At 62.2% G+C, this 12,072-nt stretch carries 5 protein-coding genes and 1 pseudogene; 4 read left to right on the forward strand and 2 right to left on the reverse strand.

Annotated features, from left to right (window positions below; genetic code table 11):
- Positions 1-592: 592 nt before the first annotated feature.
- Positions 593-805 (forward strand): annotated as a pseudogene (locus E1958_RS18695) (organoarsenical effux MFS transporter ArsJ); the annotation flags it as partial.
- A 492-nt stretch (positions 806-1,297) separates the two neighbouring features.
- Here E1958_RS18695 and E1958_RS18700 read toward each other — a convergent pair.
- Both E1958_RS18700 and E1958_RS18705 read right to left on the reverse strand, forming a co-directional pair.
- Positions 1,298-4,147 carry a tetratricopeptide repeat protein gene (locus tag E1958_RS18700; RefSeq protein WP_133513216.1) on the reverse strand — a complete coding sequence of 950 codons (2,850 nt, stop codon included), beginning with the start codon at positions 4,145-4,147 and terminating at the stop codon, positions 1,298-1,300.
- Entirely contained in the window at positions 4,140-5,333 is a 1,194-nt protein-coding gene (locus E1958_RS18705; protein ID WP_133513217.1) for an ATP-binding protein, read from the reverse strand. Before E1958_RS18705 ends, E1958_RS18700 begins: the two co-directional genes overlap by 8 nt.
- A 481-nt stretch (positions 5,334-5,814) precedes the next feature.
- On the opposite strand from E1958_RS18705, the gene glcE reads away from it, so the two are divergent.
- The 3 genes from glcE to E1958_RS18720 all read left to right on the forward strand — a co-directional run bounded on the left by glcE (position 5,815) and on the right by E1958_RS18720 (position 11,772).
- Positions 5,815-6,879 (forward strand): glycolate oxidase subunit GlcE, encoded by a 1,065-nt coding sequence (gene glcE, locus E1958_RS18710; RefSeq protein ID WP_133513218.1) that lies wholly within the window; start codon positions 5,815-5,817, stop codon positions 6,877-6,879.
- Between the two features lie 252 nt (positions 6,880-7,131).
- Positions 7,132-8,343, forward strand: a complete 1,212-nt coding sequence (gene glcF / locus E1958_RS18715) for a glycolate oxidase subunit GlcF (RefSeq protein ID WP_133513219.1) — start codon at positions 7,132-7,134, stop codon at positions 8,341-8,343.
- 456 nt (positions 8,344-8,799) lie between these two features.
- Positions 8,800-11,772, forward strand: coding sequence for an nSTAND1 domain-containing NTPase (locus E1958_RS18720; protein WP_133513220.1), 2,973 nt, complete (start codon positions 8,800-8,802; stop codon positions 11,770-11,772).
- The last annotated feature ends 300 nt before the right edge of the window (positions 11,773-12,072 follow it).

Raw genomic sequence — 12,072 nt, forward strand, 5'->3', positions numbered from 1 at the left:
TCCCGCAAGCAGCTGTAAGACTGCTCTTGCCTGCAACAAAGGATAGCTCCTCCTTGGTATATAATCACACGGGACCTGACACCTAAATCGATCCCCAACCGCACCATAGTCTTGCTACCATTCATGGTGGACTCGCCCGCTTCGTTTCGATGGGTGTTGTTGACTTACCATCGTGGCGCTTTCGACGCCGTCAGTGAAGGGGGATGGGTCCATACCATTATCCTACGGGCTACGGGCTGCCGATAATAGTGAGCGAGCAGGGTCTTCACAGAAGATTTAGCCGCAAATCAACGCACATGAACGCAATTGGATCAGGAACAGTCGATGATGGTGAACCAATTGCGACCGATTTGCGTTGATTCGCGTTCATTTGCGGCAAAAATAATTTCCGATGGAAGAACCGAACCGATGTTATCGGTACTTCGGCATGGCTGTACTTGGGGTCCGGTGGGAATGCAGAAATGACTCAAGCCGCATAAACGTGGGCCGTGGTGTTTCAACCTTGTTGTTTCTGGTGTAGAGGGCACCGTGAAAGATCCCAGGGCGGAAACTTTTCAAAGTTCCCTCTACTCGGTAACAACAAAATTAGAACACTATCAACGTGGGCTTCTATTACATGGCCAACGCCGGTGGGCGACTGCTGGGTACCCTGCTCTCCGGTTGGGCCTACCAGACCCAGGGCCTGGAGGGCTGTCTCTGGTGGTCCACCGGCTTCGTGTTGATGGCGGCCTGGTTGTCTCTGAGACTCCCGGAAGTGGATGGCGGACGGGCAGCGGTGGTGTGCAGTGGCAGGGCCACCGAATAATACTTACTGCTAAAACAAGATCTTGGCGTGGAAGCGAGTCGGGTAGGTTGGGCACAGCCCGTAGGATAACGGTTTGGTGGCTGACATCGATTCCGGCGACCTTCATGTTCGTTTCTCCCCTGAGTAAAAACCCGTTAGGATAGCGACCAGGTTCCCCGACCTAGGACCCTCGCCTACCGACCTTGCTTATGCAGGCTCAAGAGCCACTGGCTCAAGGCCTCGGATACTCGCCGGTATTGGCGAAGCGGGCAGGGAGCTAATCTACGTTCAGGCTCGTGGCCTCAGGATGTGACGGCTTCCCAGGTACGCTTCATCAAATCCCTTTATATCGATCCTTGGCTTTCCCTTGGAAACAGAACATACAAGGATGTGGTGAGCGCAGCGAACCGCATCGATCACCTAGAGTGCATGACCTGCCTGTTCGACGGCAGGCAGGTACTCTAAATAGTCCCATCGCACGTCGCGATCACGCTCCCTCGATCGCGCGTGGAATCAGCGCCTGATGTCTTTCAGGGACTCCTCGGCCATGGTGCGGATCTCCGCGGCTACCCCGTCCAGGGCCTGCGGACCCTGGTTGGCCGCCCGCAGGGCCAGGGCGATGGGCCGCAACAGCTCGGCGTGGGGGGAGGCCTCCAGCAAATCGGCCAAGGCCGGCCCCCGACCGATGGCATGGCACGCCCGGGCCTGTTCCTGGAGCCGGAACAGGGCATTTTTATTTCCCGCTGCGGCGGCCGCGGCCAATCGCTCCAGGGCCTGGCCGGCAGCGTCCCGATTGTCCAGCCAGAGCTGGGCTTGCAGGATCAGATGGACATAGTCGATATTGGTCCCATCCCCTACGTGCCTCGCGGCCAGAGATCCGACCCGGCGGTAGGCCACATCCGCCCCCTGTGCATCGCCGCGGGCCACCAGCAAGCGGCCCAGATTGGCGAGTGGGTAGGGATACTTGGGATCCAGCTCGCTGGCCTTACGGTAGGCAGCCTCAGCCTTCTCGGGTCGTTTCAGGTCATCTTGTAGGAGTTTGCCCAAGTTGTGCCAAGACCAGGCACCCTCCGGATCCAGCCTGATAGCATTGCGATAGGCTTTCTCCGCCTCTTCGGATCGGTTCATGTCGCATAGCAGATTGCCGAGGTTATTCCAGGATGGGGCGTATTTCGGATCAAGCTCAATGGATTTGCGGAAGGCGGTTTCTGCTTCCTCGGGACGATTCAGGTGGGCTCCCAACAAAATGCCGAGGCTGTTCCAGGACCAGCCGTCTTTTGGATCCAGCTCAATGGATTTGCGGTAGAGCTTCTCGGTCCAGCTATCCTGGTGCCGCCTAGCCATCCGGTCGACAGCCAGCTTGAATGCCCCAGGGAACTTGCCGAATGCGGTGAGGATCTGCCGATAGGCGAGTCCGGAATCGGGACAGTCGGGAAAGTAATCCCCGACCAGGATGGCCACCCGTATCCGGCGCATATCGTCGTTTGGATCGGGTCTGAAACGGTCTTCTATTCCTTTTTCAGAAACCCGGAGCGACCCCTTGTATTCCTCTTCAACCGGAACGGTTGCCCTTCCCCGGTGAGCATCGTCGCTTGAATCGGGTCCGGAAAGGTCCTCCATTTCTATTTCAAAGAACCGGAGCAGCTCCTTGTACTGTGCTTCGGAAAGGTTGGCCGCCATTTCGGCTATCCGTTCCTTTGTCGCCAGATCCAGTGAGAAGCTACCCTTTACCGCCGCGATCCAGTCTCGTAGCTCCGCGCCGGTTGCATGGGGACAGCGGCCCAAGGGCTCGTCCAGGGCCTCGAATCGCCGCAGATAGTCTTCAGCAGTCGTCAGGGGATGCCCTGTTTCCTGGGCATCGAACAGCTCGGGCAGCAGCGCCGCCAATTCCTGGTGGGTACGTCTGGCCCGGCGGCGGGCAATGGAATAGAGGGACCACTCCAGCAGGTGGCGCTCCTCGCAATCCTCGGGCAGGGCGTCACTCAGGGCCAGGGCATAGTCCAGACTCCGGTCCCCGGTGTGGACGCCGCGGAGCTGGTCCAAGCTGCGCCGGGCCTGGCACCGCAGGTCATCGGTACTGAACCAGAGGCGCATGAACTCCACCAACCAGATGAGGCGGCGGCGGGTACGGCGGGGCGTATAGCGCATCAGATACCAGATGTTGAAGAGGCGCTCGCTGGCCTGATAACCGGCGTGGCTGGTGGCGGCCAAGGCGACCTTTTCCACCAACCCCTCGGCCGTAAGTCGGCTGAGCTGACCGCTGACGGTGGTGGGTGGGAGGCCGGCGGCTCGGGCTAGGTTGCCGGCGCCAATGGGGTCCCAATGCTCCATCAACAGGGCCAGTAGCTTGCGGGGTTGCTCCGCGAGCTGCTCCATGCGTGCTTTGTAGAGGGGGGTCATCAAATCCAACAGGGCCTTGAGGTCGCTGTGTACGTCCCCCTCCCAGCCGGTGGCCAGCAGCTCGTAGAGGATGACGGTGGTACGGGGGTTACCGCCGGTAAGAGTGCGCAGGCTCCGTAATCGCTCCGGGTGGGCATCCAGGTTACGCTGCATCTCCTGTTCCGCCGCTTCTCCCTGTAGGCCCGGACCGGCGCCGAAGGCGCGGGCCAGGGCGAGCAGGGCGCGGCGCATCTCGTCCAGTTTCAAGGGCCGCAGCTCCAGGATCTCGAAGAAGTCATGGAAGGCGTCCTGGTACTGGTGGTCCGCCTCCAGGGCTTGGTAGCTGGCGCCGAGCCAGAAGATGGCAGGGTCGTGGGTGAGGGTCTTGCGCAACCGCCACAGGGGGGTGGCCCCGGCGTCGGCGATGCGTCCGCGCGAACCCTCGGTCCGGCCCAGATTGGTGAGCAGCAGGTCGCTGCTGTCGATGAGCAGCAACAGGCGCTGTTGCCGTTTTGCCGTCCAGTTCCGTAACAGGGTGAGGGCGGCATCCTCGCGCTCGGCGGGGGAGAGTGCCTCGATTTTCCGTACCCCGGCGTCCAGATCCGCCAGCTCATCCGGTGTCGCCCCTTGGTGCTCCAAACGGTCGGCCAGGGCGTCCAGGACATTCATCCAGAACTCGGCCAGGGTAGAGACGGTGTATTGCTCCTCCGGGAAGGTGAGGGGGATCCAGTCCGCGGCCAGTTCCGAGTCGTCCGCCACCGCCAAGGCGATACGCCGCAGCAGGGTGGTCTTGCCCATGCCGCGGTAGCCAGTGACCAACAGGTGTTGGGGTACCTTGCCGGGCGGACAGGTTCGGATGCGTTTCAGGGCGGTGGCAAGCTCCCGGTGGCGGACGACGAAGACGGCGCGTAGCTCATCATCATCCCACAGGTGGGGGTTGTATTTGACGGCCCCCCGCAGCGGCGAGTCCAGGGAATCAGGCATGGTTGCGCTTCCAATAGTCCCGTAGCGGGAAGGAGAGAAACAAGAACCGCTGGCCCTCGTAGCCCAAATAGCCGTCCTCTTCGAGCTTGAGGAGAGCAGTGTCGAGACGGTGGGCGCGCAGATCCGGGTCCGGCTCACGTCTCTGTAGGCGATTGAGCAGTTGACGCCGGGTTAGACCAGCGTTGGAGCGGGCCGTGTGGGCCAGGGTGTCGAGGGCGTAGCCGAGCTCGGGTTGGGGCAGATCCCGCTCCAGGCGTTTATACCAATGGGAAAATCGGGAGCGGTTGGCAAGCAGGCGGTCGTAGGCATCATCCACGTCCGCTGGCCTCAGCGTCCGGTCGTCGGCGCCGGTTTCCAGCTCCCGATCCCGTGCCGCATCCAAGGCCGAGGTCAGGAGCAGGTTGAGATAGAAAGGCGACAACCAGCCGGCACGCTCACACAGGTACGCCAAGATCTCTGGCGGGGCCTTCCAGCCCTCACGCCAGGCCTCTTCCGCCAGCATCACCAAGGCGGCCTGGCGGTGGAAGGGGCCGAGGCGGAAATCATAGGCATCGTTGATCGAGGTGACCAGATCGTAACGGTCGAGCAGGGTATGGAAGCCGATGGAGCCGGAAAAGACGAAGCGGCACGCCACCCCCGTGCCCAGACGCCAGGCCCGTAACCAGCCGAGCAGACGCTCGGCCTCGGCTCGGTCCCGGGCCAGCAGCTTCTCCAGCAAGACGGTGAATTCGTCGAGCAGGATTAAGGCGGGGATGGGCGAGAGCCGTTGCTGCAGGGCTCGAGCGGGAGCAGTCCACGGGGCTTCAGGAAGGGCCTGTAACTCCAGACTACCGCCGAGGCTGCCTGGGATACTGAACTCGACTTTTTTGAAGCGCCTGACCAGGCCATCGACCTTGGCACCGGCTTGGCTTAGATAACCCTTCACCGAGTCGTCGGGAAAGGCCCGATCCAACTCGGCGACGAAAGCGTCGGCAGTGTCGATACCCTGCACGTCCACCAACATCGTGAGCCAGCCCCGTTCATCCGCTTCTTCAGCGAGGCGCTGTAGGAGCGAGGTCTTGCCCAGGCGTCGGGGACCACTGAGCAGAATATGATTGCTCTCCAGATAACGCCAGATGTCCTTGCGCTCACGTTCACGGTCGAAAAAGTCCCCACCTTGCGCCTTGTTACCTACGGGTATGGACATTTCGGGATCTCCTGACAGGCCTTTGGGCTGAGAACTACTGAGATAATACAACAAATCCGTATTAATTCAAGTATAAATTAATACGGATTTGTATTTTCTCGCAAGGCGAGCAGCGGTGCTGCAAGCTGATACGAATCTGCACCTCGATCTTTCATCGGGGGACATCCGTTTGTAGTACGTGCCCCAACATCTCCGTTCGCTTCCCTTCCCGGACTTTCCGCGCATTATCAGACCGCTGGGTATCCAACAAGGCGTCACATCCGTTGCAAGAATTGAATCGTCCAGGTTGAACCGTTAAAGTTCCGCATAACCATATGGATTTCGGTGACTCCCTTCGCCACTGGTAGTTACGGGAACTCCATTGGAGAGGTCGTTCGTAGGGAGGCCGCAGGATGAAAAAGCCTATTCTGCGTGGTTCGGCGGTTTCCATCGAAGAGCTAAGCTCTAGGGCGATGGCGATGCGCAAACAGAACTCCGAACAATGAACAATGATTTGACCAAAGCACTGCAAACGCGGGTACTGGCCGCCATCGGATCCGGCACCCCGCTGGAGATCCGCGGCGGCGGGTCCAAGCGCTGGTTGGGCCGTACCCCGACCGGAGAGCCCCTGGACGTGGCCGGCCACACCGGCATCGTCAACTATCAGCCCCAGGAGCTGGTCGTCACGGCCCAGTGCGGGACCACCTTGGAGACCCTTGAGGCGACCCTGGCGGAACAGGGTCAGATGCTGCCGTTCGAGCCGCCTCACTGGGGACCGAATGCTACCCTCGGCGGCACCATCGCCGGCGGCCTTTCGGGACCGGCCCGCCCCTACGCCGGAGCAGCGCGGGACCTGGTGCTAGGTGCCCGGGTGCTGACCGGACACGGCCAGGTCCTGCGTTTCGGCGGCGAGGTGATGAAGAATGTGGCGGGCTACGACCTTTCCCGGCTCATGACCGGTGCCTATGGCACCTTGGGCCTGTTGTTGGACGTGAGCCTAAAGGTGATGCCGATCCCGGCGACACACCGGACCCTGGTCCAAGAGCAACCCCCGAGTGAGGCTATCCGACTCATGAACGCCTGGGCCGGCACCCCACTGCCCATCACAGCCACCTGCTGGGACGGCAAACGGCTCTATATCCGCCTTGCCGGCGCCGAAGCGGCCCTCGCTCGGGCCGCGGAGACCATCGGGGGCGAAAGCCTCAAGGACCAAGACGCGTTCTGGCGTACCCGCATCCGCGAGCAGGGCCATAACTTTTTCGCCGGCGAGGCGGAGCTGTGGCGCTTGTCCCTGCCGTCCGCGGCGCCGCACTTAGATCTGCCGGGAGAGCAGCTCATCGAGTGGGGTGGGGCACAGCGTTGGTATCGGGGTGAGCTGGATATGCAGGCCGTGCGCGCGGCGGTCATCGCGGCCGGTGGTCACGCCACCCGCTTCCGCGGCGGCGACCGGGATGGTGAGGTCTTCCAGCCGCTGCCGCCGCCCCTGATGACCCTTCACCGCAACCTCAAACAGGCGTTCGATCCGAAAGGGTTGCTCAATCCCGGGCGCCTCTACGCCGAGCTTTGAGCACGTAGGATGCGGTGAGCGCGGCAGGTCTTACAGGATGGCACCACGCGGAGGCGTGAACCGCACGGGTAGGAGGGTGTCGCAAAAGGCACCGATCTTCGCCCTTTGATCCCCTCTCCCCAAGCCCCCTCGCTGCGCTCGGCGCAGGCTCTCTCCCGGCGGGAGAGGGGCTTTTGCGATATCCTCGGCAGGCGCGGGGGTGGAATATCATGTGATGCGCCCGACCCCCGGTAGCAGGATCTATATAAAGACATGCAGACCGAAATCATCCCGGAGTTCTTGCAGACGCCCGAGGGCCAAGAGGCCGACGCCATCCTACGCGCCTGCGTCCATTGCGGTTTTTGCACCGCCACCTGTCCCACCTACCAGCTTCTAGGCGACGAGTTGGACGGGCCACGGGGGCGCATCTACCAGATCAAGCAGGTCCTGGAGGGCCGGACCCCGACCCGCACCACCCAAATCCACCTGGACCGCTGCCTCACCTGCCGTTCCTGCGAGACCACCTGTCCCTCCGGGGTACGCTATGCCCGGCTGGCGGACATCGGCCGCGATTTGGTCGAGAGCCGAGTGGATCGGCCCCTGGGCGAGAAGCTGCTGCGCCGGGCCCTGGTCAAGCTGGTGCCCTATCCCTCCCGCTTCGGTGCCCTGATGCGACTGGGCAGACTCGCCAAACCCCTGCTGCCGACGGCGCTCAAGGCCAAGGTCCCGACGCCCCGTCCGGCCGGGGCCTGGCCCGCCCCTGCCGGCAGGCGCCGGATGCTCGCGCTCGCGGGTTGCGTCCAGTCGGTGGCAACCCCCGCCACCAACGCCGCCGCGGCCCGGGTCCTGAGCCGGCTCGGGATCGACCTGATCGAGGCGCCTGCTGCAGGCTGCTGCGGTGCCGCTGCCTATCACCTGAATGCCCAGGCAGAAGGGCTCGCTGCCATGCGCCGCAATATCGATGCCTGGTGGCCCCGGATCCAGTCCGGCGCCGAGGCGATCCTGATCAATGCCAGCGGCTGTGGGGCGATGGTCAAGGAGTACGGCGAGCTGCTGCACCGGGACCCACACTATGCGGACAAGGCGGCACAGGTAGCGGCGCTGGCGCGGGACCCGGTCGAGATATTTGCCGAGCTGGATCTGGAGCCCTTAGGCCAGCCGGGCCGGGGCCGCAAGGTCGCCTTCCACACCCCCTGTACCCTGCAACATGGACAAGGACTCAACGACCTGGTGGAGCCCATCCTCACCCGGCTCGGTTTCGTACCCACACCCGTACCCGAGGCCCACCTGTGCTGCGGATCGGCCGGGACCTATTCCCTGACCCAGCCGGCGCTTTCAAGCCAACTGAGAGACCGCAAGATCGCGGCGCTCGAAGCGGGCGGGCCCGACATCATCGCCACCGCGAATGTCGGCTGCCAGCTCCATCTGGAGGCCGCGACCCACACCCCGGTGGTGCACTGGTTGGAGCTCCTGGACGAAGGCTGATCCGGCGTCCCGCGGCTGATCTCCTGCGTCTCCGGCGGTTGATTTTCTGTTTGAACGTCGTGTTGCGTTATGCCGCGTTCGATGCCGTGCCCCCCGGGCGTCTCCCCGCGCGGCTAACGCAACCTACACTTAAAGCGAGGTCTGCGTGGGCAGGCAGCACGGCGGTAAATCTGGGTGTAGGTTGCGTTAAGACGCCGGCACTGGCCTGACTCTAGATCAACGAGCCTTGGTGCGTCGAACGCAACACGTCAAATCCTCCAGACAATGCCAAATAATTCAGGATTGCACCCGCAACACGTCCGGTTCCCCCAGCAGCACCCAATCACCCAGGATTGTTCTAATTCTACTCTTGTCGCATTCTGGCCCAACTCGTCGATTTTTCTGGATTTTTTATAAATTCATTATGAATCAGCATGTTACCATTTCATGCGTCAAAGTGGAACTTGGGCACTTCTAATGAATAGGTCTCGCACCGAATCCCTCCAAACCCTATTCGGTGGCATCTCAGCAGTCACTGGTATTGTCTCCGTAGTCATCAGTGTTGCCATATTGTTGCTGGCCGACGAAAAGTCCGGCGCGGGACTTTTGGATCAGATCGGCCTGCCGTCGGCTATTTGGCTTCCTGTCGTGCTTGTGCTTTCCCTGTTGCTGGTGGTAGGGGGTATATGGCTCGTCATACGGGGACTCGCGTCCAAATCCCGGCTGTTGCGACCGGAACGGCTGCTGATCGATCCGGACAACCCGGATCATCTGCGCGGCCGCGATGTTGAGCTACGCCGGCTGGCGGAGGCCGTCACTGCGCAACCGCTGGTCTTCCTGGAAGGCGAATCCGGAGCGGGAAAGAGTGCCCTGGTACGTTCCGGACTGATCCCCGCGTTGCTGGATCCCCCCGGTGCGAGGCCGGCCCGGACTATGCTGCCGATCTATCTCAACAGCTATGGAGGCGATTGGGCGCAGAGCCTGCAGGAACGCCTGGTAGACGCCTTTTGGCACCAGCTTGGTCAGGATCTGCGCCGACAGCTCGCTATCGAGAATCGCGATGCGCTGCACGGCCAGTTGTTGTCTGCCCCATCATCACCACTGCTCAAGCGTATCCGCACGGAACTGGGATGGATCCCGCTGCTGATCTTCGACCAGTTCGACGACTACCAGGTAGCCAACCGGAAGCATTTTTTGCGCGACGGTCGTTGGATCAAGGCCGATGGGCTGGTTACCGCTAATCCCGTCTGGGAGCGCATCGAGCAGGAAATCGAGCGCGGATCTCTGCACCTGCTGTTCATCACCCGCCGGGATCTGGTCGCAGGATTGGAGGCGGTGCGGTTCGGAAACCCCGAATGCTATGCCCTGGATCGGGTCGAATCGGCATTTATTGGGGTCTTGCTGGATGATTTGACGGTGCCGGTATCAAAAGACCAGCCGGTGATCTCACATCCGAACGCCGGCTGGGATTCCCTGAAACGCCGCTTGGTCAATGATCTGTCGGAACAACACCGGATCTTGCCGATTCAAGCACGGGTGGTGTTTCGCGGCCTGACCAGGCTGCCCGTGCTCAACACCGCTGCCTACGAGCGCCGTGGTGGTCTTGAGGGCCTGGAGGCCGCCCACGTAGAAGACGCCATGGGCGCCGCGGCAGGTGCCGCCGGTTTGACCATGGCCCAAACCCTGGCGTTGCTGTTGAAACTCGTCGACGACAGCGACCCGGACGCGCCCAAGGCCCGGAGTCTTCCCGCGGCCGATCTCGCCGCGGCGTCCGGGATCGGCAGGGAGCGGAGCGACCGGGTACTCTCGGTGCTGGACCAGGAGGGTATCGTGCGGCGTCGCGCCGGTAACGGCACCGACGAGTCCCCCGTCTGGTCCCTGTATCACGATTATCTGGCCCGGGCCGTGATCGCCGCCCATCGCCGTGCCAACCGTTGGCAACGTTTGCTTAAAGAGCGTCGCCAGGCACTGGAGGGGGCTGGTTCCTCGATGTCGCACTGGCGGAGTTTGCTCTCGCCCTGGGAGCAACTGCGGCTGCTGGGGGCGACCCTAGCCGGTAAGGTCCGTTGGTCGGGTTACCGCCGCTTTGCGGTATTCAGCAGCCTGCGGTGGCTACCGCTTCTCATGCTGGTCGTCTTGACCTGGGTCGGGACCGATCAGGCCCTTGAATGGCAGGCACGGCAAGAATCTCAGCGGATCCTGACCGCGATCAGGGGCGGTTCGGGTAACGATAAACCCACAGGCGAGGAGTATCGCAACCTCTGGACGTTGGCGAGTGCCAGTCCATGGCTGAAGCGTGTATTCCTCGAACAGTCCATTACGGATACAGAGTCCCACAAAGCGTTGCAAGAACACTTGGAACCGGTGGCCCAATCCCTATTCGGCCTGGATCCGAACCATGGCCTGCGCACTAGGGCACTCGATCTGGCGTTTCGTCATAAACCGGCGACACCCTATCAAGCCAAGCTTGCGGTCCTGGTGTACCAATCGGCACCGGATACTTTCGCCGCACGAGCGCCAAGGATTGCCGAACTGATTTCTACCTCCATGCAGAAAACTGCCGAACCGTCGCAGCTCAGCCGGCTCGGTGAGGCGCTGGGCAAATTAGGCGAGGGACTGCCGGCCGCGCAGGCCCAGGCGGTTGCCTTGCGTCTGGTGGAGGTTATGGACACCACCACCGATCCAGAGAAACTCAGCCAGCTCGGCGCGGGGCTGGGGAGATTGGGCGAGGGGCTGCCGGCCAAGCAGGCACGGAATGGTGCCTTGCGCCTGGTAGAAATCATGAGCACGACCACCGAGCCGTGGCAGCTCAGCGAGCTCGGTGAAGTGCTGGGGGAATTGGGCAAGCAGCTGCCGTCCGCGCAGGCCCAATCGGTTGCCTTGCGTCTGGTAGAGATTATGGGCACCACCACCGAACCGTGGCAGCTCAGCGAGCTCGGTAAGGCGCTGGGCAAGTTGGGCGAGCGGCTGCCGGCCGAGCAGGCCCAATCGGTTGCCTTGCGTCTGGTAGAGGTTATGGGCACCATCACCGAACCGTGGCAGCTCAGCGAGCTCGGTAAGGCGCTGGGCAAGTTGGGCGAGCGGCTGCCGGCCGCGCAGGCCCAATCGGGCGCCTTGCGTCTGGTAGAGGTTATGGGGTTAAAGGAGACAACCTCGCAAGCTTTTGTCTCACTAGCCGCCAGCCTCGGAGATATGCCGGTAGCCAAGAACGCTGCTGGTGCTGGTATCGACACCGCCCCTGATCTGCTCCAGGCGCCGATGGCCTTCGACAAGGATTCCGGGTATCCGGAGCACAAGACCCGCGAACAGCTGCTGCGCTATTACAGCCGCTTGGCCGGTGTCTTCGATACCGCCGAGGCGTTCCGGACGACCGACGATCTGGTCGCCTGGGTCCGCAATAACCGGCCATCCCTCGATCTGACGCGCCCACCACGGAACCCGTTCCGGTGAGGAAAAACTACGAATCACGCGCATCAGCGCGAATGGATTCGCGCCGATTCGTGTGATTCGTAGTTTCGGCTGGCTCCTCAGGCTCCAGCGTGGGAGCAGACCTGGTCCCGACGGGGGAGGGATCTGACGCTCCAACGTCGATTAAGCGCCTCGGTCGGCTAACCGCCAACACCTGTCAGCACCGAGGAGCTGGGTCCGCGGGAGCGGACAAGCCGGCGTTCCCACGCTGGAGAGACTGTGAAAGAAATCGCCCGTGCTTGCGGGCCTTGGGTTGCAGCACCTCGGAAGCCCGGAAAGCGG

Origin of the sequence: Candidatus Thiosymbion oneisti (assembly GCF_004359955.1) — a bacterium.
GTDB classification, from domain to species: domain Bacteria; phylum Pseudomonadota; class Gammaproteobacteria; order Chromatiales; family Chromatiaceae; genus Thiosymbion; species Thiosymbion oneisti.